Source organism: Secundilactobacillus similis DSM 23365 = JCM 2765 (genome assembly GCF_001311075.1).
Taxonomy (GTDB): Bacteria; Bacillota; Bacilli; order Lactobacillales; family Lactobacillaceae; genus Secundilactobacillus; species Secundilactobacillus similis.
Map to the genome: position 1 here is coordinate 1 of NZ_BBAD01000046.1, position 25,188 is coordinate 25,188.

Here is a 25,188-nt window from a genome sequence, read left to right on the forward strand (position 1 = left end):
ATGATGTCGTAAAGATATTCGTTTTGTAATCTAAATTAATTCGCAAAGCTAGTGGAATAATCACTATTATTTGATATGTTGTTTTCAAGTGCTAGTGTTTGTCGATATTCTGGCGCTTCAGCATTTTCGTGAAAATCAACCGTTACGTTTTTATATTTTTTAAGTTCTTTTTCAATTTCATCAATTGAAATTTTAAAGTATTCTTTTCGGTTATTTACCTTATTAATTCGATTTTTGTCGAAACGTTTATGCAATTTAGTTTCCAATGAGTATGCGTCTTCGCTGAAGATTAAGGCATGAACATCAAATTTAAAAGGAACTGAGGCACTACTTAGTTCTCTGATACGATCGAGTGGTTCCAGACGACGAGTTACACCAATCTTAACAACATCTTTTCCGAATGAACCAATATTAGAAATGATGTAAACATAGCCAGCAGTTGCATTATTTTCACGAAAATCTAAGTCATCTTGATCATCATGAAGCGCGTCAAGCTTCTACGAAGTTTATCTATTTCAGCCTGTAATTCAGGATTATCAGCGTTTGACGTATTAAGTTTATCACTTAATTCATTGACAGCTTGTTCGTAGTGGTCAATTTCTTTACTAAGTGTTTTGCGTTGTTTTTGGATTTCACGTTGTAATGCTTTATCCTCACGTTCTGCCTCACGCTGTTCACGAAGAGATTCACGTTCATCTTCCTTTTTATTTGCATATTCAAATGCTAAATTTAACTCTTGAAATTTTAAGTCAAGATATGAGTAATTCATTCGAATATCAACAACCTCATACATTTTATTATGCTGATCAAATGATTTTTCAATGCGACTACGAATGCGTTCATAATTAGAATATGTAACTTTTTTTATTGCATCGGTGCATTCGTTATTGAAACTTCTCAAAATAGCTTTGATATTGTTGCGATTCATTTTTCGACCTGCAGTTTTGCTATCATTAACAAGCCAATTGGGATTAAACTCGACAGCTGTTTTACTTCGGATAGCACTTTTTTGTTCATCTCTAATTTCTTTTAGTTGATCCTTATATTCCAAAGAGGTGGCGAAATCATAGTGAGGTTTATATAATCCGTAGCTACTCATTTCTTTGTCGGCTTCAAGTTCTCCAACTTCTGCTTTTAAATCCTCCAAACTAGCGTGTTTTTCTTGAAGTTCAGTTGATACATTAGCTATTTTTGCTGTTAAGTTTTTTAATTCAATTTTCTGAGCACTAATTTTATTTTCTAATTCAATAGGTTGCATTTGCTGAATATTTAGTTTGACATCAGCTTTTTCCTTGGATAATTTAAGTTCCTGAGTAAGTTCAGTATTTTCTGTTGACAGGGCTTCTATTTTTGCTTTGAATTCTGATAGTTTAAAAATGTCGCTAAAAGCCATAATTACACCTTCTAATATAAAAATTAACACTGCGTACAATTATATTTACTAATCGATAATTTGAAAGTTTGTACGCATAAGCACTTTAATTTTATGATTATGCTCCTTTCCTATTCCCTATTATCTCGCTAACAGAATAAGAAGTAAAATCTAATAGGACATTTATCTAATGAAAGCAAGAGTTATTGAAGTGGTGTGCACGACTACCGTTAGGAGGTAACACAGGATATTCAAACTTGTTCTATGAAAATAGTGATAACTGGGCGTGTGTATTTTGGGTGTGTATTTTACCGCTATTATGTCATTTTATTTGTGTGACGATAAGGCCATGCTTACCCGAATAATGACTTAAAATCTTTACTGCACTATTACCGCCTGTAAATTATGAAAATATGCACTGCATATAGGTTTAACGAACAATGGTTAAAATATGGTTCCGTTACAATACCTTTTTCAAAGCTAGTAATTATCAAGGAACTAATGACAGAACCACCAGCTTATCGTACAATAGGCTTAATTCGAAAAGGAGTGGTGGCCATGCAACAACCCGAAGAACAGTCAAATTCCCCACAACCACACCTAAAAAAGGTGATTGGGGTCTTTGGTGGTAGCAATATTTTAATTGGGATCATGATTGGCTCCGGCATTTTCTATATTGGATCGTACGTGTTGGAACGATCCGGAATGTCGATGGGGCTGGCTTTGTTAGCCTGGTTGATTGGCGGACTCGTCACGTTGTTAGGGAGCCTGTGCTTCGCTGAGTTAGGCGCGATGAATCCGGCGACTGGTGGTATCTACGTTTACTTATCGGAAGCGTACTCACCAATGGTTGGGTACATGTTTAACTTTCAGAGCATGCTGATTGGCGGTCCGGGGTCCATTGCGGCCATTGCGATTGCGTTGCCGTTAGCGCTGAAATCGCTGATTCCGATGAACGGCGTAGTGGTTAAACTGGTGGCAATTGGGCTGATTGTGATCTTTACGCTGATTAACTATTTCGGGGTGGATACTGGTGAACTGGTCCAAAATATTTTTAACGTCCTGAAAGTGTTGCCGTTGATTCTAATTATTGTACTGGGCGTTTTCTGGGGCCACTACACACCACGCTGGTCGGTGGTGCAACAGCCTAAAGGCGGGAGTGCCGTTGACTTTATTCAAATGATTGCCTTTGCTGTGATCGCCTCGCTGTGGGCGTACGAAGGGTGGACAAACTTAAACACCGTTGCTGGTGAGATGAAAGAACCACAAAAGAATCTGCCACGGGCACTGATTCTATCCGTTGGGTTCACCACCATCGTTTACGTCTTATTCAACTTAGCTATTTACCGTGCATTGCCGTTTGGCCAAATCAACCATGCCATCCAGCATGGCCAGTTGTATTTAGGCACGGCGGTTGCTGAACGATTCTTGGGTCAATTTGGGACAATTTTGGTAGCGGTTACGATGGCGTTGGCGATGATCAGCTCACTAAATGGGATGATTCTGGCGTTCTCGCGTTACTACTATGCGGCAGCTCAAGATCGGTTGCTGTGGAAGCCATTTGCCCACGTCCATGCTAAATTCCGTACCCCGGATGTGAGTTTGTTTGCTCAAATGTTGATTTCAATCGTGTTAGTTTTGACTCGTGAATTAGATCAATTAACCTCGTTAGTGGTTTTCTCGGGCGCAGTCTTTAACATGTTATCGATTTTGGCCGTTCCGATGATGCGGCGGCGTCAACCAGATACACCACGGCCGTACCGAGTTTGGGCTTATCCTTGGACGGTGATTATTGCCACGTTGGCCTTCTTAATAATTCTGGGGAACAACTTTATTGATGATCCGTTGACTTCGATACTGGGATTGGCAGTGCCGGCTATAGGGGCGGTTGTTTATTTAGGTTTCCGGCGGTATTATCGGGTGCATTAATGGTTTAGAAAAAATAGCTATTGGGATAATTGATGATGATCAAAATCAGGATTAGACTTCTTAAGGATTTAGGAATTCTAATTCTGATTTTTGTGTCAGGTTCGAAGATCAACAATTTTGGGTGTATCATAAAAGAAAATCGTCATCAAATCAAAGCCCGCTTGGTATCGCAAACGTACTTTATCCAGAAAGGGAGTACAATCATGAAAGCAATTGTTCTGACAAAACCAGGTAATGCCGACGTTCTAAACTACACTACAGTACCAACACCAACCGTCAAACCAGGCTGGTCGCTCATTAAAGTGAAAGGGTTCGGAATCAACCGCTCCGAGATTTTTACGCGTAACGGTTGGTCACCATCAGTTAAACTACCGCGGATTTTAGGGATTGAAGGCGTTGGTGAGATTGCTGAAACAACGGATGAGATCAGGTTACCTAAAGGGCAAAAAGTAGTCACGTTGATGGGCGGCATGGGCCGTAATTTTGATGGGAGTTACGCAGAATTCATGTTGATTCCCAACCAAAACATTTATCCGGTCACAACGGACTTAAGCTGGTCGGACTTGGCCGCAGTTCCTGAAACGTACTTCACAGCGTATGGGTCACTGCTCAACTTGAAGTTAACGGCGACGGATACCTTGTTGGTTCGAGGTGCAACCAGTGGTGTTGGTGTGGCTGCTGTGCAACTCGCTAAGGCAATGGCACCGGGAATTACTGTGACAGCAACAACCCGAAACCTAGCGAAGACTGACCGGCTGATGACTGCGGGATTTGACGCCGTGATTGAAGACCGAAACAATCAATTGCAGACTAACCAACGTTTCAGTAAAATTCTTGAACTGGTTGGTCCGCTGACCATGGTTGATTCGATGAAAGTGCTGGCCGAGAGTGGGATTGTTTGTATCACGGGTGAACTTGGTGGTGTATGGAGTGTCAAAGACTTTGACCCAATCGCGATGATGACTTCTGGCGCCTACATGACGGTCTTCAGTTCGGATGGCGAGTACAATTCAGATGGTGTCTCTGAAGCCAAGTTTAATCAACTCTTACAAGTCATTGAACAGCATCATTTAAGTATTTCACCGGTGAAAACTTTTGATTTGGCACATACAGCTGATGCGCAGGCTTACCTTGATGGTTCGGATAGTTTTGGTAAGGTGGTTGTTTTACCGTAAACTTTTGACGGGAATGATGAGGTGTTTTCAGGTGAATTGCACTGATTTAATTTGGCGTTGAAAGTTAACTACTTAAATAAAACAGGATTGAAATGCTGATGTGTTTAAACAGTTCAATCCTGTTTTTGGTATGACTGGTTCAATCATTAACGGTTCATCATCCTTGAAATAATCATATAATAATTAAATTTAACTAATGCTATACTGAAATCAAGGGGGCATTAGGATGATTAAGAGATTTAAGATGCTATTATTTTTGATGGGTTTATTAATTGGCGGTGGTGCAATGATTGCTGCTACTGGCACGACTGCTCAAGCCAAAACGTCGCTGCGCTATTTTCCGACCGCATTACGGCGAACTTGGTATCATTACGAGGATGGTCATTATAGTCGGATAACTTTTGGGTATAAGCACATGCGAACGACCGATTATTACGATGGTAGCTGGCATCAGTACACTACCAAGATTCACGTGCGGAACCTTAACGCAACTCATGTGAGTCATCACCCATCATGGATGTTTGCGACCCTGCTGTATGCACATAAGATGCATTGGGTTAATTTGTACGGTTGGAACCAAGGTGCTGGCGATGGCGATTTTTATGGCGTCAAGATTCGTCATTATCGTGGTTACCGAATTCGGACATTAAGCATCGGTGGTGGAGCGTCATTATGGACGAGTGGCCATTATTATGCGACTAGAAAAGTTGCCCGAAATTTGGGGACGCATCACTTTAGCGGTGTGCTGTATTATCCAGATTTTTAGTCTGATCAATGAACTATATTTAAAAATTACTTCAGGAGAGCGATATGAGAAAAGTAGGACAAGTGTTGGGTGTGATGGCTATCGGATTAGGCTTAGGTTTAATTAGTAGTCAGTCAAATGCCGAAGCTGCGTCAACGAATACGACGCCAAAATCAATTCGGGGCATTTGGTATGCGCCACTAAGTAAGAAAAGTTACACGACGATGCAAGTGACGGCGCATGCAGTTAACTATTGGACGGTGAACAGTAAGGGGCATAGAATTAGTGCCAAACATGTGATGCTGTCGAGTAGTGCCAAATATCGGCACAGTTATAAACGCTTGAGTGTCAAGAAAACAACGGCTTTTTCTAATTCACGTTATTGGTGGCAGATGGTTGATAGTAACGCCCAATCAGTTGGTGGGTATGTAGATGGTTTGGCATTTTGGGATTATCGAGCAACATATCATCATAAAAAATATCGAGTACTCGGAACGTATATACGACAATCATACGTTACGGCATACAGCAAGGTTCGAACGCAACATGATTTTTCTTATACTGCGACGCCAAAGCAGCTTAATTCATTGGGGATTCAGAGATAGTATGTATTTAATCATGATTAATAAAAGCGACTTCCAGTTAAATACTGGAAATCGCTTTTTATTTTTATATTGAGTAATAATAATCAATCGATTTTTGAGTTATTACTAGATTTGCACATGAATTAACGAAGACGAGTATACCATTTACCGTTTCCACGGGCAATGAGATAGAATGTACGACTAGTTGGTTGATAAACATTACTAGATTTAATGACCCAACCCCAAGGACTCATAAAAGATCTTGATGTGTACACGATTGAACCTTTGTGTAGGTATTTATACGAGTGGCTTCGATTATAGGCCATACAAGTGCCGGTAGTATATCTCAAAACCGGAACAGTTTTTGTTGCTTTCACAAGATAGTGTGAATTGGACGATAGTTGAATGCCGCTAATATAACGGCTTGCGTGTACTGTAGTGCGAGTAGCTGTTAAACCAATTCCTAATGATAGTATCGTGGATACTAAGAGGAAGATGCTTTTCAATTTCATTTTAATGTCTCCTAAAATATGATAAATATAATGATATTATTTTCTGGTTAGTTACTTGGTTTTAAACCAATGTCCGTTTTTACAAATGTAGCTTTGCGTAACAAAAACACTGTTACCACCATTTCCATACGTAACAACTTTATCCCAATGAGTTCCATTATAAATATGATTTCCATTTTTCATATAAATTTTTGAATATGAATTTGGTGAATATGGAGAATCAATAGTTGAATCAAATGGGTCTGCATCACGATAGGTATTGTAGGGGCGAATTACACCATCCGAATTTACGTAATAGAGAATTTTTCCATCGTAGTTAATTTTTAAGGTATTCCACTTACCACCATTATTACGTTGAACAAGCATTTTTTTATAAATATTTTTGAGAGTGTAAGTTTTCCCAGTTTGAGTTGCGGCATCATTTACGGTTGTGTAAACTGTTGCTACATTGCCGGCAGTTAAAAATCCTGGAACGTACTTGTTAAAATCAAAACTGTTGTCAGACACCGTTTTAAAAGCTTGAGGGGTTGCTGAATTCAAGCTAAGCGCCCCCACTTTAAACCAATGAGTGCTATTAGTTCTAGCATAATAGATGGTTGTACCGTGACCAGCAACGTGTAAAAAATAACCATCTTTTCCCATATGGTAGAACGGTTTAATTGTGATAGTTTTCCATTTATTAAGTCGTAAACTATTACCTAATCGAGAGTTTGCAAAACAGTTACCAGCGATAAAACGATACACTGTTATGTTTTTAGTTACGTATGCTTTATTGTATGAGTTCGCACTTACAGTTAGTGGGGAAGCGACGAAAGAAATGCTGAGAAGTAGAACGATAATACTAATAATGAAATGATTTTTTAATTTCAAAATAAAGTCTCCTGCATAATTGTTGAATTAATACCGATCCCCACTAATCCGACAATGCGTATAATGATGCGCCTTAGCATAATGCAACGTTACGTGCCGGACATGATTTTTAGCCCGGTACAAGCCACGACAGTTTCGGTTAAAATGATACCGTTTCCCATAATTTGGTGCGATCCACACCCGCGCAGCTGCGTCAGTGTGAACGGCGGGAATGGTTTCGATGGTGCCTGCGAATGAAAGGGCGGCGAGGCCGACCATTAAAGCTGATTTGATTTTCAAGATAGCGATGCTCCTTAGATTAAGTTTAGATTGTTATTATGGCCGCGCGTACTGATTACCACGACTAGCCTGCGTTGCGCCGCTTGCGGTAGCTTGGGATTGCGACTCGTACTGATAGTTACCGGGGTTAGTGACCCGCGAATAGTACTTGTTACTGTCAGAAACGTAGACCATGCCAGCTGCGGCGACGTGCCATTGGCTTCGGTTGTTGCACCAGCAGACTGTTGTGTCGTTGCGGTCGTGCTATGTGTCGAGTGAGTCGTTGCCGGATGACTGTAGCTGGATGCAGTTGAATGATGACTTTGAGTCGTCGTTGTGGTACTCGTAATCGGTTTGGCGTTACTACTACCGGTGTTATAACTGATCTTAATGCCCTCAACGTCGTTAATGACCACAATTTCGGTGTTCACTGCGCCGTCTGAAGACTTGATATCAACGATCGAACCACGCGGAATCTGTTCGCTACCCTGATAAAGTGGGGTGGTTTCGTAGGCAATCGTGTTTGTGGTATTTGGATGAGCATCCCAGTAATCTTCCGCAGTTTCTTCCGCATAGCGCATACCACCAGATTGGTTAGCACCAACGTTTTGTGGCCGAGTGCCAGTAGTGAAGTTGTATTCAGAAGTGTAAGACTTGCTGCCTAATAAGCTGTCACTGATCGAATGACTTCGATTGTACAAATAGCCATGGTAGGTCCGACCAGTCAAACTGTAATTAATCGCCACACGTGGATTTGACGCTGGCCAAGCAGGCGGTTCTAATGGATCACCTTGGCGTGACCCCTGAGATGATTGAAACTCCGAGTAGGTCAACAACGCACGGGCGGTTCCGGTACGGCCCTGACTATCAGCGGTAAAATGATAATCACCGGCATGATAATTGCTAAACCCAGTTAAGTGCGCCTTACCGTTCGTCCAATAATAGTTGCTAGTTGGCCCGGCAGATTCACTGTTGGTATAGCTAACTAGTTTAGCCAAAATACTTGCGTGCCGCTGTTGCGTATCAGTTGATGATCGTGACACCGATTGATGATGAGTTGTCGTGGTCGTCGCAACGGTTTTGTGGTGCGTCACCGGCTTTGATGACGAAGGTGATGCAGCGGGTTTACTATGCCGTTTAACCGTTGTTGATTCGGCAGTTTGGGCGTTTGAAGCAGTATGATGATTGGTTGTACCGCTACCGATAAATAATAGAACGGTCAAAACCCATAAAATGGCAGTCAGTGAACCGAGCCGCATACCGCGTACGTGCTTTGGTTGCTGTTGAAGCTTAGTGAGTAACCACCAGCCCGTTGCACCGATTCCGGCAATTAGGCAAATGATGGCCAGAAGTGCTAAAAATGTCGACATAAGACTTATTTCCCCTCAATTAGTCAGCTTTTTAGGTCGTCAGAATTTTGGACCGCGCTCCTTTCCCCAAATAATTGGTGGTTGACGTGTAAGCAATGATTTGATGCAATTAAACCATGTAATATCCAGTATTGTATATAGACCTGATCGTGGTTTGCGAAGCTTAACAGATGCACAAGCTCAAACAAAGTGCCAACCAATAACTATTTTAGGAGATTCCTCAGTCGAACACAATATTAGCTGACTATTTTTTTAGAATAAGTTTGAGTCTGAATCAGTGTTCGAAGTGTCTTTTAACCGATGAAATATGAATTAGCTAATAAAACTGGTTAATTAGGATGATGTCAGATTACTCGTGCAGTGATTGACTTTTCAAATTAACTTCGTTACATTTGAAGTTGTACACACGGGGAGCAACAATTTTTATTTGGAGGAACTTACATGGAAAAGAATAGTAAAGTCGTTCGGCGGTTATTGGTTTCGACGTTGGTACTTGGTGGATTAGTTGTCACGGGGGCAACTGGTGCATCAGCAGACGGGACAGCGAGTTCAGCTGCTGATACGACAAGTAGTCAACCGGCCGCCTCGCAAACTGCGGGGAAGACGGCGGCCAACCAGACGTCGACAACAACGGCTGCTGCCAGCACAAGCAGTGATAGTAGCTCGGCGACCAGCCAAACTAGTGCCGCACCAACAACGGCGTCTAGCGAAAGTAGCGCGACCGGATCATCTGAGTCACAAACCAGTTCAACTGCAACCAGTGGTACTCAGCAACATGCTGACACATCGTTGACGACTGCAACCAAGGTCACGAGTACGATTACGGACACTGCTGGTAATGAACTGCCACAGAGTGCCCAGAATCAACTGAAGGATAATTTGAATCAAGTGACGGTCAGCGATAAGGGAAAATACTCCCTTGCTGATGTGATGCCGGATAAGCTAACGACAACCGATAACGATTATCAATTGAACGGCATTACCATTACGACAACGGCTGGTACGCAACAACATACTTATCAGATTACCTACAACGCGGATGGCACCGCTAATATCACTATGAGTGATTTAACGAACCCGGATGCTAATCAAACAATTAACAATGTATCAAAGGCCAACGTTGATCTCATTTTGGCAAATGGTCAATTAACGGGCTACGGCCAACCAGGAACAGCACTTCAAATTGCCTACCTGTATACGTTGCTTGCCAAAACGACTGACCCAACGACGCCAACTGATTCAAATTCAGGGCAGCAAACTGGAATCGTCGATGATTCACCAGTCGCAAATCGGACTCAGGTTGATGCAACCAGTACCACCTTGCCAACTGGAAAGAAGACCAATACGGATAGTGATACGGTTTTACCAACAACCACAACTAAGCCAGCTAAGACGAGAACGTCGACCACGAGTACCGGGAAAGATAATGATACTGTGTCAATCGAAACTGATGGTACCAAAAGCACAGGTAAAGCGACTCGTGCCGAGTTAGTCACCAATGGTCGGGGCGTGGCATCGGTCTCAACACCGATGACGACTCATCACGCAACCGTTTCGGGTGTTTCTAGCAATGATGCAACTGGTAATCTGGCAACGACATCAGATACAACGTTGCCACAAACTAGTGAGCATGAAACGATTGCGGCATCAGTGTTAGGGGTTGTCCTGTTGACCATTGCGGGTTGGCTGGGATTGGACGTTAAAAAACGTCGTGAAAATTAAAACATTGATTTAAAAAACAAAAACTTTCACCAGCAATGTGCCGGTGAAAGTTTTTTGGTTATTGATCTGATAACCGAGGTAACACCTGTTGCTGAACAAATGTGACAAGTTGTTGATACTCGGCTTGATTTTTAGGTGTGGGGAACTGAGTCAACTCTAGTTTCGGTTGCTTCAACTCTTGCCGAAGCGTCGTCACGAACTTTTGGCGGGTCATAAACGATGTATCGCCGTGAGTACCACCCATGCTGTAGAAATGCAAATTGATCATCCTTTTTCGTCAATTCCTAGTTATCTAGGGGCCACTTTTCCCAATCGTAATCCCACAACAACGCCATGGTGCCAGCGCCAACATGAACGCCAATGACCGGACCAATTTCGCTATGATCAATGGTGATATCCGGAAATTCAGCTTGCAGGTCCTTGGACCAGGCGGCCTGTAACTCCGCATTATCGGCATCAATGATCGTTAATCGAAGTGGATAATTGGTTGTGTTCACCGCCTGTTGGAATTTACGTTTAATCGCTTGATAGGCGCGGCGCATCGTGCGCTCCTTTTCGATTGCGACGATTTCGGCTTGATAGTTGAAGGTAAGAATTGGTTTGATGCGAAGGAGGCCGCCGACTAAACTGGAAGCATTTGATAACCGTCCCGTTCGAACTAAATGAGAAAGATCGTCTACCACGAAGTAGGCGTCGATCGTATCTCGAAAGTGGGTGAGCTGTTCGATAATCTCATCGGGGGCCATGCCTTGTGCCACTAATTTGGCAGCTAATAGCACTAAGTTGGCTTCTCCCGCTGACGCAATTCTCGAATCAAAGGGGTACACCTTAATGTTGGTCACGTTGGGCAGGTAAGTGGGGAGGTTATCGTAGAAACTGGTGATACCGGATGATAAATGGATGCTGATGACGGCATCGTAGCCTTCGTCAGCCAATTGGTCATACATCGTCTGCATCTGGCCTAACGTGACCTGAGTGGTGGTCGGTAATGCTTTTTCGGTTTTTAAGCGCCGGTAAAATTCGGCGGTCGTAATGTCAACATTGTCTAAATACGGTTGGCGGTCAAAAATCACGGTGATTGGTACAACGTGAATGTGATAATCGGCAACGTCTTGTGGGTCTAAATAACTTGCTGAATCGGTAACAACTGCGATTCTCATATGTTAAGGCAAACCTCCTCTTTGGTAGCCAGTTTAGCTGTTATGAGCATAACAAAGGTGGGGGAAGTTCGCAAGAGCGGGAAAGGGAGGACGTGATTAGATTTTTTTAATGCGTATTCACGTGATCAGTTGATGGCAGTCAACCTTAGCTGATCGACAGCATATCGTTTATACTGACTCGATTTGCTTGCGGAATATCAAAGACCGTTTCTAAAGAGGCGACAAAATTAGTTGGTCGATCAAAATCGCCGTTTCGAATCGCCCAGTAGACGTTATACCCGGTAAACATCATTGAGGCTGCGATAAAGAGTTGAAGTGGCGCGCTTTGATTGCGAATTTGGTGCGCTTTTTGAGCAGCTGTAATTAATGACACACAAACTTGCTTAAAACGGTCATCAAAATCAAATGTCCCTTGATTATTGCCAAGGTTGGTAATAAATAACTGGCTGGTTAAGTCAACACCAATAGCGGTGCTTGCCGACATCAGTGCCGTGAATGACGCAACGAGTTGCTGCCAGTAGTTATCAATGTGTTCAGGTTGTTCGTTGATAATTTGATCCACCGCGTGTTCATAGTAGTGGATCAGCAATTCACCTTTTGATGAGAAATGGTAATAAAATGCGGGTTTGGTGAGGTGACAGGCATCGCAGATATCCGTAACGCTCACATTTTCGTAGGATTTTTGTTGAAATAAGGTATAGGCGGTATTTAAAATTTGCTGTTTCGTATCCATCGCTGAGCGCTCCTAAAGTTGATTAATCAAGTCATCGTATGTATTAGCGTTAGTTTAGCATACCTTTCACAAAACAAAAAATGATTGCGCTTACATTACTAAAGTGGTATTCTTTACTCGAGTAAAGAATGTGAATAAATTAACTTTTGGTAAACGTTTTGACTTAATTATTCATCATTACAGCAAGTAAATCAAGTTGAGATAATAATCAAATCATTGATTTACCAGTAAATATGGCTGAGATGTTCAGATTGCCAAATCTGGTTACTAAAATAATTGATAATAAACCATTTATCACAAAGTTAATCATTGGCATTTTTAATTGACATGATCTAAGGAGGAATCGTCATGAAAGGTTGGCAATTTACAGAAACTGATGCACCGTTAACGTTGGTTGAACAGGTAAACCCAGAACCAGCACCGGATGAAGTTATTTTAGCAGTTAAGGCTGCGGGACTTTGTCATACGGATGTTGGCATCCTGCATGATCCAAGTTGGGCACCAATGGTCAATGCGCCAGTGATTTTAGGCCATGAAGTTGCTGGAATTATCACTAAGGTTGGGCAAAATGTGACGGCGTATCACGTTGGCGACCGGGTGGGTGTTTCACCACAAAACCCCGAAACCGGTCAAACGATTGGGGCCTTTCGTGACGGTGGTTATTCGGATCAAGTAGCGGTGCCTGAAGTGCAACTAGTGCCACTTCCAGACTCGGTGTCCTATATTCAAGGCGCTGCAGCAACCGATGCTGGGATGTCATCGTATCATCCACTATTCGTTGTCGGCGGTGCAAAAAAAGGCATGAAAGTCGGGATTATCGGTGCCGGTGGCTTAGGGCAATTTGCGGCCAACATGGCAGTGATTGCAGGTTGTGAAGTTTCCGTTGCCGATACCAAAGCGTCAGCCCGTGAATGGGCTAAGAGCGTAGGCGTCCAGCATGTGCATGCCGAAATCGCGGATATGAAAGCGGATGACCTAGAGCTGATTATCGACTTTGCCGGTTTTGATACGACAACTAATGACGCCATCCACGCGGTTAAAGCTGGCGGAACCGTTGTTTTGGTTGGCATGGGAATTCTGCACAGCACTATCGATACGGGTGATTTGATCTTCAGAAACATTACGTTGGTTGGTAATAGCGGTGGAACCCCTGAGGATATTGCGGATGTTTATCGGTATTTTGAAACCGGTAAATTGGCGCCAGAGTTGACCTTAACGGACTTTGACCATATTCCAGAAGGCCTTGTGAGCCTTGAAAAGGGTGAAGTTAGCGGCCGGTTGATTGCAGCGCGTGATTAGTCATGTGTGACCAGTTTCAAGCTGGTTGGTCCATTAGCAACGGTCAACGATGCGGCCGCTAAATTGGTGTTGGTTTAAAAGTTATTGGAGACGAAAAAAGACACTGCTGACATCATGGATCGGTTAAACGTGAATCCATAATTGTTAGGTTTCAGATTTATCAATCAGGCGCCTCGTAACTTCGATTGGAAGTTATGAGGTGCCTGATTTTAGATGGTGAACGATTTTAGTTAACTTAGTTACTAGTGAACGAAAACGTCCCGCTAACAAGTGTTTAAATTCCAACTTGTTGGCGGGACATTTTTACGATTTAAATGAATTAAACCTATTCTGCAGGGTGATCCGCATCATCGGTTTTGAGAACCAAGTTAAAGGCTTCGTAGATCACCTGATTCAGATAAGCATTGTTTACCTTCAACATCTCACTAAACGAGGTCACGATTGCAGTAATCGTATCATCATCCAACGAGGTGGCCTTCAACTGCTTCACGGTGTTGGCGAGGGCGTCGTTTAATTGATTGCCCTTTTTCTCACTCGCAATTGAAATAGCGTGTTGAAATTCTTGAAAGAGTTCTTGACGGTCCATTGTTTCAGTCCTTACATCAAAAAATAGTTAGAGCGCTTACAAAATCAGTAGCGTGTTACAGCCGTTAAGGTTGCCAGTTCGGTACCTTCGTCACGGATGACGATGATTTGGCAACTTTGTTGAAGTGCCGTTTGTAAGACTTGGTTGAGGTCGTGATACCACTGATCAGGGTGGTCAGCATCACCGTTGGCCAAATTGACGATTAAATGAGTGACCTTTTTTTCAGTGAGCGCCTGGTTAACCTGATCGATTTCAGTTACCGTCTTGCCTTGGGCTAATTTGTTGACGGTCGCAAATAACTGGGCTTTTTCTTGATCAGCAATCTCAGTCAACAACGTCTGTTCGAAATTAGCGGTGGCTTTTTCGCTCAACGCACGCGGAATTTCAATTGAGGCGAGGTTGAGTTGGCTGCCAGCAGCTTGACGGAAGGCCGCTAAGTTGTTAGGTAAGCCGGTTAAGATAATTGGTTGGTCGCCAATTTCAGTACTGTCATCAAGATAACTGACGATCGCGTGATAGTAACGTTCTTGGTCAACGGCTTTTTCGTGACTGGTATCGTTGTGTCCGTGATACTGAGTCTGACCAGCGCTGGTACTGAAGTTCAAGTCACCGCCACGAAGGTCAGTGCCTAACGCATCGGTCAACTCACTTGGAAAATCTTTGAGGGTTAACTTCGTGAGATGTTGATCAGCAAGGGCATAAACCGCACAACTGGTTTGACTCAGCTGTAGCAAGGTGTAACTGGGATTAGCCTGTTCCTTTAAGATTGAGAGAAAGTCGGGACCGTTAATGATACTGCTTTGAACGGTCTGAACACTGTTTCTTGGCAGATAGCTAATTTCGTCACCGGCTAACGGGGCGAAAATGCTGATGCCGTGGTACGGTAGCGCCGCATCCAATAACGCATTGACCTGCGTTTCGATAGCTGCGGGATCTGCGTCGGGGTAGTCCTGCTTTGCCTGATTCAGGGTCTGCAGGGCGTTCTTTAACTTCAATTGCTCGTCACGTTGATACTTTAACCGATCCAAGCTTAAGTTAAGGGTCATTACCGGAGTCTCTGTTGAAAATTGAGTTGCAAGTTCTTTAAGCGTTACTTGTTTTGCCATAGACTGCCACACTCCTTTTTAATGATACCTTAAGTATACCGCATCTTTGTGAAAAATAGGGCATGGAATGGTCTAATTCTCGTTGTGAGTGGTAAAAATGCTTAGAGCTTTTTATGGAACTTAATTGTCAACAGTAACCAGACAATCAAGGCCAGTGAAACGGCGACCACAATTAGCCAAGCATCGTGGAATTTTTCAAGTGGCAAGGGTACGTTCATGCCAAAAAATCCGGTGACGATGGTCGGCACCGCCATGGTGAGTGACCAAATCGTCAGAAACTTCATCGTATCGTTTAGATTGTTATTAATGATCCCATTAAAGGTTTCGGTAATGCGGTCTACCACTTGCGATTCGTTTTCAATCATGTGTTCGACCTGGTCGTTTTCAATGGTCACGTCTTCTAACAGGTCGCGTTCGTAGCTGGAGCGTTCACGCCAAGGTACGTTCTGGGAATCCGCAAAAAGAGTTCGTTATTGGATTTGATCGCACTATAAAAGAAGGTCAGCGTTTGGCCAAGATAGGAGAGGGTTACCAAATTGTTGTTTTTGGCGTTGCGACTCAACATCTTGTCCAGTTGGTTACGTTGCTTAGTGACCTGCTTAAGGATTGGGATGTAACTATCAATCAGCGCAAACAGTGATTCCAACACAAACGTAGTGGTTGACGTTGTTTCTGGGTCCTGACTGGTTTGATAAAAGGCATTGCTAACAAAGTTGAGGTTACTTTCATTAAAGGTGAACAGCAACCCCCGGTGAATCAAAAAGCCGACTGGTCGGGTGATGTAGCGGTTGGCCTGCGTATTTTGAAGCTTATACGGGACCAAAACAACCATCAGTTGCTGATTATTAGCGGGATCGTGAACGTAGTTGGCCGTTTCATCTTTATCGGTAACGTAGGTGATGATATCATCGGTGATACCGTAATCGTCCATCAAGGTTTGTTGTTCTTTTTCGGTTAGTGAGTAAGTTTCAACCCAGTCAAAGCCGGCTAGGTGTTTTACAGGTTTGATCATTGGTCGTCCTCCGAAGCAAATTGACGGTTTCAAGCCCTGAAACCGTTGTCTAAATCCAGCATACGCCGTTTGGTTAAATTTGGCGACAATTGATGACGAAAAGTCGTGAAATTTGGCTTACTGTTGGGCTGATCACTTAAAATTAACGATTGCATGAAAAAATAATGAGAAAAATTGTCGTCAAACAATTGACAAGGGGCGAAAAGTCCGGTAACATAATGTTTTTAATAGCGACGATGGTGTCTTTTTGTACTGATTTTGTCATGAATATGTTATGATAGAGGGTATAGATAGACGGGACCAAAATGACAAGTGTTGGGAGGTGGTTACCGTGCTAAGTCGAACAAAACAATATTTAAAGAGCCGGAACTATTCTTATGAAAAGTCGTACATCCGACCGCTAATGACGCCGGAAAGTGTGTATGTCTTTAAGTTTGGTCGGGAGGCGTTAAATAATCGGGTAATCATTCGCTACAGTCACACCTGGACTGGTCGACAACGAATCAATGAAATCGATTTACGACTCCACAAGCAGAAACATCCACGGATTTTCCGGACTGAAAGTGAATTATTAGACTACCTGGAATCGCGGCTGCCTCAGCGCGAACAACAGGAAGCTGATGACAAGAACGCATCCAAGTAGGGTGTGTTTTTTTGTAAGATGACTTAATTTTAGGAGGCACATGATGGACTGGACAGAACTAGCCGTACAAACCACGTCAGAGGCGGTTGAAGCCGTGACCAATATTTTGATGGAGCACGGTGCTTCAGGGGTACAGATCGACGACGAAAAGGATTTTGAAAAACTACAAAACATGGATTGGTCACAGATGGGTGAAATCGTCAATGTGGATGAAATTCCCCACGTTGAAAGTGGCGCAACGATTACGGCGTACTTCCCGGCAACGGTGTTCGTGCCTGAAATCGTGCCAGCAATTCAGCAGGCGGTGGCTGGACTAAGCAAGTTCGGCTTGGATGCGGGACCCGCTAAGGTGACAACGGCGGCTGTTGATGATACCGACTGGTCAACTGCATGGCAAAAATACTACCATCCGGTTCAAGTAACTCGCTTTTTGACGGTCGTGCCAAGTTGGGAGGATTATCAACCCCAATCAGCGGATGAACGCATCTTGCGGTTAGATCCCGGTCAGGCCTTTGGCACGGGGACGCACCCAACGACTAAGCTGTGCTTACAAGCGCTAGAAACGGTTATTCGTGGTGGCGAAAGCATGATTGATGTTGGGACTGGTTCTGGGGTGCTTAGTATCGCCGCCAAGCAACTTGGCGTTGACACGATTCGGGCGTACGATTTAGATCAAGTGGCAGTCGATTCTGCTAAGAAGAATCTTGATTTAAACCCAATTGCAGCTGATGTTCAAGTTGCACCAAACAACCTATTAAACGGGATTACAGAGGGGGCCGATGTGATTGTTGCCAACATCTTGGCAGAGGTGATCATCCACTGATTCCGCAAGCTTGGGCCTTGTTACCGGTTCATGGTTATTTCCTGACTTCGGGCATCATTAAGGAAAAAGCACCTGAAATTATTGCGGCACAAAAGGCTGCTGGGTTTAAAATCCTCCAGACGCTCACAATGGGTGACTGGTATGGGGTTATCGCGCAGAAACCGGGGGAAGACGATTAATGCAACGGTACTTTGTTGAAAATCAGTTAACTGTCGGCACCGCTTTTGCGCTGGACGCTACGGTATCAAAGCATTGGCTTCAGGTGCTACGTGCTGAACCGGGCGCTCAAGCGGAGTTTGTGGATGCTACTGAGCACGTGTTTTTGGGCGAACTACTAGCTGATGAACGGGTTCAAGTGATTGAAGAACTGGCGGTTAACGTCGAATTACCCGTTCACGTTACGATTTTGTCTGGCCTACCTAAGCAGGATAAGGCGGAATGGATCGTTCAAAAAGCAACCGAAATGGGCGCCTTTGACATTGCGTTTTTCGGTGCTGATTGGTCGGTGGCGAAGTGGCAGCCAAATAAAGTTGCTAAGAAGTTGGCGCGACTCCAAAAAATTGCGCAAGGTGCCAGTGAACAGTCACACCGGACGCACGTGCCCACAGTTCGGTTCTTCAATACGTTGAAGCAGGCAGTGGCCGAAGTTGAGACGGATCACTTAGTTGTGGCTTACGAAGAGGCGGCTAAGCAGGGCGAGCAGGCTAATTTAGTTCAATTGATGAATCGGACACAGCCGGGTGATCGCTTGACAGCTGTGTTTGGGCCGGAAGGTGGGATCTCGCCCGCTGAAATGACGCTGTTGACTGAACGGTCGGCAACGGTCGCGGGCTTGGGACCACGGATTTTACGGACGGAGACGGCACCGTTGTATTTTTTGGCGGCGGTGTCGACGTTGTTGGAATTGTCTTGATTCATTCAGCCGAATTGATTGTGGAAGTTTGTGGGCAGATGCTGTACAGAGTAGTTTTGGCGACGAGGATTGAGGCAACGTTGTTTTCGGCTTAATTGAGGATTAATTATTCCGGGGTCTGATGACTATGAAGTTGGTATTTTATAACCTTTTTACTGTTACCACGCCGAAACGCGCGAGGAGAAGCAAGGGGTTATGTGTAAGGTAAGTCAGACAAAAGCCCGAAGTTCAGGGCTTTTGTCTGACTTACCTTACACGCCACCCCTTAAGCGCTTCTCCTCGCGCTCTAAAAATGCTAAAATAGTACCCATGTATTTTCAACAAGAAAGTGGTGGTTGTCGTGGCAATTTTAAAACGGTTCGGCTGGCCTTACTGGGCAGTTGGCTTAGTGATGGGGTTGTTCGTGCCGATTTTACTTCAGCAGGTCACCATTGATCCGGTCTGGCATTCAGGCGTGATCTTTGGCTTGGTCAACTCGGTGTTAGCCGGGGTGATCGGGTACTTGGTGAAGCACCGTGGTGAAGCGGGTTGGTTGATTTTGGTTTTACCCGTGATCTTTGCGGTTGGTATCTGGGTATCAGGCCCAGCGTATGCCATTTATTTTGCGATCAGTTACCTGTGTATTAGCTACTTAGCCTACGGGCTGACCCGGTAACCGAATCGGTATTAAGGGGGATGTGATCAAATGTCAAGGGATCAAACGTGGACGGCAGAAGGCGTGATCGACGCCGTTTCGTCATATATGAATAAGGATCACGTGGCGATCGTGGAGCGGGCGTACCGGTTTGCATCAATTGCGCATCGTGATCAACGCCGGCAATCGGGCGAAGCATACATCATGCACCCGATTCAAGTAGCTGGTATTTTAGCGAATTTAAAAATGGATCCAACAACTGTGGCTTCTGGTTTCTTGCACGATATCGTGGAAGATACTGGCGTTACATTAGATGATGTTCGAGAACTATTTGGCCCAGACATCGCCATGATCGTTGATGGCGTGACGAAGTTAGGGAAAATTAAGTATAAGTCAAATAAACAACGGTTGGCTGAAAACCACCGGAAGCTCTTGTTGGCAATGTCCAAGGATATTCGGGTGATGATCGTTAAACTGGCTGACCGGTTGCACAATATGCGGACCTTACAGCATTTGCGGCCGGATAAACAACGCCGGATTGCAAACGAAACGTTGGAAATTTACGCGCCGTTAGCTGACCGGTTAGGGATCAGTACGATTAAGTGGGAACTAGAAGACGTGTCGTTACGTTATCTGAACCCACAACAGTACTACCGGATCGTGCACTTAATGAACTCACGGCGTGATCAACGAGAAGCCTACATTGCAGAAGCAATCGGTGATATCAAGACCGCTATTAGCGACTTAAACATTGACCTGAAATTTACGGGCGACCAAAGCATATTTACTCGATTTACCGCAAAATGCGAGACCAACACAAGCAATTTAGTCAAATCTACGACCTACTAGCTATTCGGGTGATCGTGGATAACATTAAGGACTGTTATGCGGTGTTAGGTGCGATCCATACGCAATGGAAGCCAATGCCAGGTCGGTTCAAGGACTACATTGCAATGCCAAAACCCAACATGTACCAATCACTGCATACTACGGTGATCGGTCCTGAAGGCGCCCGCTAGAAGTTCAGATTCGGACGGCTGAAATGCACCGGGTCGCTGAATTTGGGGTTGCGGCGCACTGGGCTTACAAGGAAGGTAAGACGGATAAAGTCGAAACCACCAACACTGGCAACAAACTCAACTGGTTTAAGCAAATCATTGAATTGCAAGAAGACACCGATGACGCGTCCGATTTCATGGACAGTGTCAAAGGCGAACTGTTTGGCGACCACGTCTACGCCTTTACGCCAAAGGGAGACGTGTTAGATTTGCCAAAGGGCGCTGGTCCGCTGGATATGGCCTACTCGATTCACACTGAAGTTGGGAACCATACCACTGGTGCGACGATCAACGGTAAAATCGTGCCCCTTGATTACGAAATCAAGAACGGCGACATCGTGGACATTAAGACCTCTTCGAACTCGGCGGGTCCTAACCGTGACTGGTTAAAACTAGTCTCTACGCGGCGGGCACGAAACAAGATCAAACAGTTCTTCCGGTTAAAGGACCGGGAGAAGAACGTTGACCTTGGCCGGAGCATCATTGAACGGCAACTGCGCGAGTTTAAGTACGATCCTAAAGCACTGATGACGAAGGACCAACTGCAAAAAGTGGTTGATAAGCTGCATTACCAGCACATTGATGACTTATTTGCGGCGGTTGGTTTTGGTGACCTGCAACCAGTTGGGGTCGCTAACCGGTTAACCGAAGATGTGCGTCATGAACAAGAAGAACTGCGACAACGGCAAGAAGAACGCGAACTGCTGGAAGAGCATCAATCAATCACCAACAGTGAAAATGAATCAGATACCCAACGGAAACGGAAACTCAAAGCTTCTGAAGGGTGATCATTGAGGGCGTTGACAACTTGTTGGTGCGGTTAAGTCACTGTTGCGCACCAGTTCCAGGTGACCCAATCGTCGGTTATATTACCAAAGGTCGGGGCGTTTCGGTTCACCGCAAGGCTTGTCCAAACGTTGCTCAGGCGGAAGCTAACGGCGAACGCTTAATCGACGTTTACTGGGAAAACCCTGAGGAAACCACTTCGTTGTATAATGCGGATCTGGAAGTTCAAGGGTACAACCGAAACGGGCTGTTGAACGAGGTACTGAAAATCGTGAACAACACGACCAAGCAGTTGAACCTGGTTAACGGACGAGTTGACCACAATAAGATGGTGACCATCTCGATTTCGTTAGGGGTTCGTAACGCGACCCAGTTGCAACGCATCATGGATAACCTGAAGAACGTTCAGGATGTCTACGTTGTGAAGCGGCCATTTAGATAAAACCAATTGAATCAAAAAACGGCTGCTGCCAATTTGGCACAGTCGTTTTAACGTACATAAATGAAATTAGTGGAGGCATATCGTTATGCGAGTTGTTTTACAGCGAGTCACATCGGCACAGGTTGCCATCGAAGAACAAGTAGTCGGTCAAATCAAGCAAGGGTACTTACTGTTAGTTGGGGCTGAAGATACGGACGGCGATGAAGAAGTTGCTTACCTCGTGCACAAAATTAGTAAGCTCCGGATCTTTTCAGATGAGCAGGGGAAGATGAACCTGTCGATCCAAGATATTGGCGGTAGCATTCTCTCAGTCTCTCAATTTACGCTGTATGCTGATACGCGAAAAGGTAACCGCCCAAGTTTTACCAAGGCGGGTAATCCAGAACACGCTAACGCCATTTACGAGCAGTTCAACGCCCAATTGCGCGATGCTGGGTTAACGGTTGAAACGGGTGAATTTGGCGCTGATATGCAGGTGAGCCTAGTCAACGATGGCCCCGTGACGATTATCTTTGATACGGACAACAAGTAGTTCAGGAGGAATGACGATGCGGTATCAAACTTATTTTTGGGACTTTGATGGCACGTTATTTGATACGTATCCCATCATGGTTGACGCGTTCATGCAGGCGCTCCAACGTCAGCACGTTTCAGAAATTGAGATGGATGAAGTTGAGTATTACGAGGTCATGCGTCGGCACTCGTTGGGAACGGCTGTCCAACAGTTCAGTTCGATGTACGGGGTGGATGCAACGCGCTTGGAACAGGACTATCGACGAATCGAAGCCACGATGATTGAAAATGCCCGGCCGTTTGACGGCATTCCGGCCCTATTACGGTCAATTCAGGCACAGGGCGGGCAACACTTTTTACTGACCCATCGTGATAAAAGTGCGTTAACGTTATTGGCCCAAGATGACCTAAAAGACCTGTTCACTGGGTTTGTGACCAGTGAACAGGCCTATGCTCGAAAACCTGATCCGGAGTCGCTCACGGCGTTGATCACGCAGTACCAAGTTGACCGCTCAACGGCAATCATGATCGGTGATCGTAATTTAGACGTTGAAGCAGGGCACCGGGCTGGGATCGCTGGTGCGTTATTTGATCCCGGTCGGTTGATCAATGGCACGGTCAGCAGACCTGAAATCAGCGTTACCAATGTCATTGGACTACGTGACGCACTATTAGCCGACTAATAAGCTGCTAGGATCCGGTCAACGGCACCGCCGTAACTTTCGCCAAATAAGTTCAGGTGTGCCATTAAGTAGTAAAGCTGATACCACGGTAACCGGTCTTCGGTACCCGGAGTTAGCGGGTAAACTTCTTGATACCCCGCATAAAAATCGGCATCAAAACCACCGAAAATCGTGGTCATTGCGAGATCGAATTCACGGTCGCCGTACAACACATCGGGGTCGATCAAAGCGGGTTTGCCATCGGCAGTGAACAGGTAGTTTCCGGCCCATAAATCCCCGTGCAACAGACTAGCGGTTGCAGAATGAGTGCGATAAAAATCCAGAATTAGGTGACAGAGTTGGTCAAAATGCCCTTGGCGATTCGCTGACCAGAGACCATGCTGTGCAGCGCGTTCCGCCAACGGTTCAAGTCGCTGGTGAACGTAAAAGTTGCCCCAGTTGGCTTGCCAAGTGTTATGCTTCGGTAATTTACCCACGACATCGTGGTCAAAACCAAATTGAGTCGCATGGATTTGGTGAACGTGAGCCACTAGGTGTCCAAGGTCGCGTTGACTGCCAGTACCGGTGGTGAGCCAAGATAGGATTAGATAGGCGTTATCGTCTAAGGTTCCTGATGCGATGACTTCCGGAACGAGGGCGGCTTGGCCAAGTAATCGAAGTCCCTCAATTTCGTGCGTGTAAAACGCTTCAGTTTGATGAGGTTGGACGAGAACAAAATACGGACCAGTCGGCGTTGTTACCCGGTAAGCTTCGTTGATATCGCCACCGCTAACCGGGGTGACGGTTTGAATCGGTTTAATTGGTAATTGGTTAAACCAAGATTGTGTTGGCAAAGTGGATCATCAACCTTTCATGAAAAATTGAAGTCGCCTGTATCTTAGGTGTTTGGTTGGGGAACGTCAAGTAACAGGATTTTTGGTGAATTGCTTACAATACTATTATGCAAAAGTGTATAATTAAAGAAACTGTTAGATGAATTGTCAAACAATTGAGCACGGATAAGGAGGCCAACACAACATGGCACAATTTATTTATAATCGACTTTCAGAACTGGATGATCGGCTATATCGGACGCTACAACAGTGGATCGTGAGTACTGGTGAGTTAGATTTTAACCAGATTGTACCATTGCCGACCCATCTAAGTACCGAAGAGCCTAATCGGGCGATGCAGGCATTAGCGGTTTACCTCCGATCATTACCGGAGGCCGAACGATTGGCGCTAACCAAACAGCTAAGTGAGCGGTATAAATCACAGGGCATTTCGGCAGCACAAAATTATCAGGATCGGGTTCGAGAGATCCTAGCCTATTCGGATGAGGCGTTACAGCAACTTGACCGACAATTGACTGAAATTTATCGAAACCTGCCACTTGTGCAACTCGCCCACGTTGGGGTTGACCTTTCCCAAGCAACCGCAGTTAAAGCGGGCCAGCGTTATGCTGAAAACATCATGCAGTACGGGGCGATGACAGCGGTTGACTGGAAAATGTTGCACTGGGGAACCCGGTGGGGTGCATTAATGACCAGGTATGATGCCCGGCAGCACGTCATTTATTTTAAAACCGCGCAAACGGCACCGCTACCGGTGATGCAGGCGTTAGCCGACCGGTTTAAGTGTGTTTTTTTGTTGACGTACACGGATGAAGAAGTTGGCAGTGAACTGGACTATCAGACCATTAACTTTGACGGTGACCGAGCTAAACAGGTTCGGTTTGGTGACTAATATTAAATTCAAATGAGGTCTGCCAGTAATGGCGCCCTTTTTTGTTTACGCTTGTGTCCAGCGTAAGCATTCTTCTGTTCAGATTGTGAAGTGCAGTGTTTTGCGTAAACTGTCGATTCCGGTAAGCGGCTAGGTTTCTGCTATGGGGCCGGCCTGAGCCAAAGGGCGGTCTCAGACCTCAAATGTAAGCCTCGCCAAACCCCGTGCGAGTCTTACATTTATCCCCGATGATTGGCGGTTGTCGGAAGAACACCAACAACCACCAATCATCGCGACACAGCATCCACCTAGCCGCTTACCGAAATCTTACGTTGGCACAATTCGGCACTATTGTAGAACATCTCAAGTGCTCAACTGAACGGCTTACGACTGTATTACAACGACTGACGTTGAGTCGACAAACGCTAAAATTGATTAACAGTCGATGTTTCATCATTATGGCGGGTAAGAGATCAATCTGTTCTGAACGTTGACTTAATGCGCTTGAACGGACTATGGACGTAATACTGTTACGTTGCTGTTCAACTTTTACTGA

Annotated in this window: 22 protein-coding genes and 4 pseudogenes; 14 read left to right on the plus strand and 12 right to left on the minus strand. The window is 44.7% G+C overall.

What is annotated here, in order from left to right; all coding sequences use genetic code 11:
- Positions 1-35 precede the first annotated feature (35 nt).
- Together JCM2765_RS19135 and JCM2765_RS10525 are read right to left on the minus strand one after the other, a co-directional pair.
- The gene (locus JCM2765_RS19135) at positions 36-422 is read right to left on the minus strand and encodes a GIY-YIG nuclease family protein (protein ID WP_369404072.1); all 387 of its coding nucleotides are present in this window, start codon (positions 420-422) and stop codon (positions 36-38) included.
- 38 nt (positions 423-460) lie between these two features.
- Positions 461-1,393: an SNIPE associated domain-containing protein gene (locus JCM2765_RS10525; protein ID WP_369404071.1), complete on the minus strand. Its 933-nt coding sequence runs from the start codon at positions 1,391-1,393 to the stop codon at positions 461-463.
- 537 nt (positions 1,394-1,930) lie between these two features.
- Between JCM2765_RS10525 and JCM2765_RS10530 the strand changes: the two genes are divergently transcribed.
- From JCM2765_RS10530 to JCM2765_RS10545, 4 genes are all read left to right on the plus strand, one after another.
- A complete protein-coding gene (locus JCM2765_RS10530; RefSeq protein ID WP_054736627.1) occupies positions 1,931-3,301 on the plus strand; it encodes an APC family permease in 1,371 nt (456 codons plus the stop codon).
- 203 nt (positions 3,302-3,504) lie between these two features.
- On the plus strand, positions 3,505-4,476 hold the full coding sequence (locus JCM2765_RS10535; protein WP_054736629.1) for a zinc-binding dehydrogenase: 972 nt from the start codon (positions 3,505-3,507) through the stop codon (positions 4,474-4,476).
- Positions 4,477-4,702: 226 nt separating this feature from the next.
- Positions 4,703-5,242, plus strand: coding sequence for a hypothetical protein (locus tag JCM2765_RS10540; protein ID WP_054736631.1), 540 nt, complete (start codon positions 4,703-4,705; stop codon positions 5,240-5,242).
- Positions 5,243-5,286: 44 nt separating this feature from the next.
- Positions 5,287-5,826: a hypothetical protein gene (locus JCM2765_RS10545; protein ID WP_054736633.1), complete on the plus strand. Its 540-nt coding sequence runs from the start codon at positions 5,287-5,289 to the stop codon at positions 5,824-5,826.
- A 542-nt stretch (positions 5,827-6,368) separates the two neighbouring features.
- Here JCM2765_RS10545 and JCM2765_RS17210 read toward each other — a convergent pair.
- The 3 genes and pseudogenes from JCM2765_RS17210 to JCM2765_RS10560 all read right to left on the minus strand — a co-directional run bounded on the left by JCM2765_RS17210 (position 6,369) and on the right by JCM2765_RS10560 (position 8,815).
- Positions 6,369-7,187 (minus strand): hypothetical protein, encoded by an 819-nt coding sequence (locus JCM2765_RS17210; protein WP_156301769.1) that lies wholly within the window; start codon positions 7,185-7,187, stop codon positions 6,369-6,371.
- Between the two features lie 27 nt (positions 7,188-7,214).
- The gene (locus JCM2765_RS10555; protein ID WP_054736637.1) at positions 7,215-7,466 is read right to left on the minus strand and encodes a hypothetical protein; all 252 of its coding nucleotides are present in this window, start codon (positions 7,464-7,466) and stop codon (positions 7,215-7,217) included.
- Between the two features lie 36 nt (positions 7,467-7,502).
- Positions 7,503-8,815 (minus strand): annotated as a pseudogene (locus JCM2765_RS10560) (DNA/RNA non-specific endonuclease).
- 441 nt (positions 8,816-9,256) lie between these two features.
- Here JCM2765_RS10560 and JCM2765_RS10565 point away from each other — a divergent pair.
- A complete protein-coding gene (locus JCM2765_RS10565; protein WP_054736639.1) occupies positions 9,257-10,537 on the plus strand; it encodes an LPXTG cell wall anchor domain-containing protein in 1,281 nt (426 codons plus the stop codon).
- 58 nt (positions 10,538-10,595) lie between these two features.
- Here JCM2765_RS10565 and JCM2765_RS10570 read toward each other — a convergent pair whose 3' ends face one another.
- The 3 genes from JCM2765_RS10570 to JCM2765_RS10580 form a co-directional block, all read right to left on the minus strand.
- Positions 10,596-10,805, minus strand: coding sequence for a hypothetical protein (locus tag JCM2765_RS10570; RefSeq protein ID WP_054736641.1), 210 nt, complete (start codon positions 10,803-10,805; stop codon positions 10,596-10,598).
- A 16-nt stretch (positions 10,806-10,821) separates the two neighbouring features.
- A complete protein-coding gene (locus JCM2765_RS10575; RefSeq protein ID WP_054736643.1) occupies positions 10,822-11,697 on the minus strand; it encodes a DegV family protein in 876 nt (291 codons plus the stop codon).
- 145 nt (positions 11,698-11,842) lie between these two features.
- Positions 11,843-12,430 (minus strand): TetR/AcrR family transcriptional regulator, encoded by a 588-nt coding sequence (locus JCM2765_RS10580; protein WP_054736645.1) that lies wholly within the window; start codon positions 12,428-12,430, stop codon positions 11,843-11,845.
- 348 nt (positions 12,431-12,778) lie between these two features.
- Between JCM2765_RS10580 and JCM2765_RS10585 the strand changes: the two genes are divergently transcribed.
- Complete coding sequence (locus JCM2765_RS10585; protein ID WP_054736647.1) at positions 12,779-13,729, plus strand: zinc-binding dehydrogenase; 951 nt, start codon at positions 12,779-12,781, stop codon at positions 13,727-13,729.
- A 325-nt stretch (positions 13,730-14,054) separates the two neighbouring features.
- Here JCM2765_RS10585 and JCM2765_RS10590 read toward each other — a convergent pair whose 3' ends face one another.
- The 3 genes and pseudogenes from JCM2765_RS10590 to JCM2765_RS10600 all read right to left on the minus strand — a co-directional run bounded on the left by JCM2765_RS10590 (position 14,055) and on the right by JCM2765_RS10600 (position 16,433).
- A complete protein-coding gene (locus JCM2765_RS10590; protein ID WP_054736649.1) occupies positions 14,055-14,315 on the minus strand; it encodes a hypothetical protein in 261 nt (86 codons plus the stop codon).
- A gap of 44 nt (positions 14,316-14,359) precedes the next feature.
- Entirely contained in the window at positions 14,360-15,421 is a 1,062-nt protein-coding gene (locus JCM2765_RS10595) for a baeRF6 domain-containing protein (protein WP_054736652.1), read from the minus strand.
- A gap of 101 nt (positions 15,422-15,522) precedes the next feature.
- Positions 15,523-16,433: pseudogene (locus JCM2765_RS10600) on the minus strand (magnesium transporter CorA family protein).
- A gap of 322 nt (positions 16,434-16,755) precedes the next feature.
- On the opposite strand from JCM2765_RS10600, the gene JCM2765_RS10605 reads away from it, so the two are divergent.
- The 7 genes and pseudogenes from JCM2765_RS10605 (at position 16,756) to JCM2765_RS10635 (ending at position 22,928) form a co-directional block, all read left to right on the plus strand.
- Positions 16,756-17,076 (plus strand): hypothetical protein, encoded by a 321-nt coding sequence (locus tag JCM2765_RS10605; protein WP_082405095.1) that lies wholly within the window; start codon positions 16,756-16,758, stop codon positions 17,074-17,076.
- A gap of 43 nt (positions 17,077-17,119) precedes the next feature.
- Positions 17,120-18,078: pseudogene (prmA, locus tag JCM2765_RS10610) on the plus strand (50S ribosomal protein L11 methyltransferase).
- Complete coding sequence (locus tag JCM2765_RS10615; RefSeq protein WP_054736655.1) at positions 18,078-18,812, plus strand: 16S rRNA (uracil(1498)-N(3))-methyltransferase; 735 nt, start codon at positions 18,078-18,080, stop codon at positions 18,810-18,812. Before prmA ends, JCM2765_RS10615 begins: the two are co-directional and overlap by 1 nt.
- A 340-nt stretch (positions 18,813-19,152) precedes the next feature.
- The gene (locus JCM2765_RS10620) at positions 19,153-19,467 is read left to right on the plus strand and encodes a hypothetical protein (RefSeq protein ID WP_054736658.1); all 315 of its coding nucleotides are present in this window, start codon (positions 19,153-19,155) and stop codon (positions 19,465-19,467) included.
- A gap of 30 nt (positions 19,468-19,497) precedes the next feature.
- Positions 19,498-21,732 (plus strand): annotated as a pseudogene (locus tag JCM2765_RS10625) (RelA/SpoT family protein).
- Between the two features lie 85 nt (positions 21,733-21,817).
- Positions 21,818-22,264 carry a D-aminoacyl-tRNA deacylase gene (gene dtd, locus JCM2765_RS10630; RefSeq protein WP_054736660.1) on the plus strand — a complete coding sequence of 149 codons (447 nt, stop codon included), beginning with the start codon at positions 21,818-21,820 and terminating at the stop codon, positions 22,262-22,264.
- 16 nt (positions 22,265-22,280) lie between these two features.
- A complete protein-coding gene (locus tag JCM2765_RS10635) occupies positions 22,281-22,928 on the plus strand; it encodes an HAD-IA family hydrolase (RefSeq protein ID WP_054736662.1) in 648 nt (215 codons plus the stop codon).
- Here JCM2765_RS10635 and JCM2765_RS10640 read toward each other — a convergent pair.
- Positions 22,925-23,761, minus strand: coding sequence for a fructosamine kinase family protein (locus tag JCM2765_RS10640; RefSeq protein WP_054736664.1), 837 nt, complete (start codon positions 23,759-23,761; stop codon positions 22,925-22,927). The genes JCM2765_RS10635 and JCM2765_RS10640 overlap by 4 nt on opposite strands.
- Before the next feature lie 184 nt (positions 23,762-23,945).
- Between JCM2765_RS10640 and JCM2765_RS10645 the strand changes: the two genes are divergently transcribed.
- Positions 23,946-24,653: a DUF1281 family ferredoxin-like fold protein gene (locus tag JCM2765_RS10645; protein ID WP_054736666.1), complete on the plus strand. Its 708-nt coding sequence runs from the start codon at positions 23,946-23,948 to the stop codon at positions 24,651-24,653.
- The last annotated feature ends 535 nt before the right edge of the window (positions 24,654-25,188 follow it).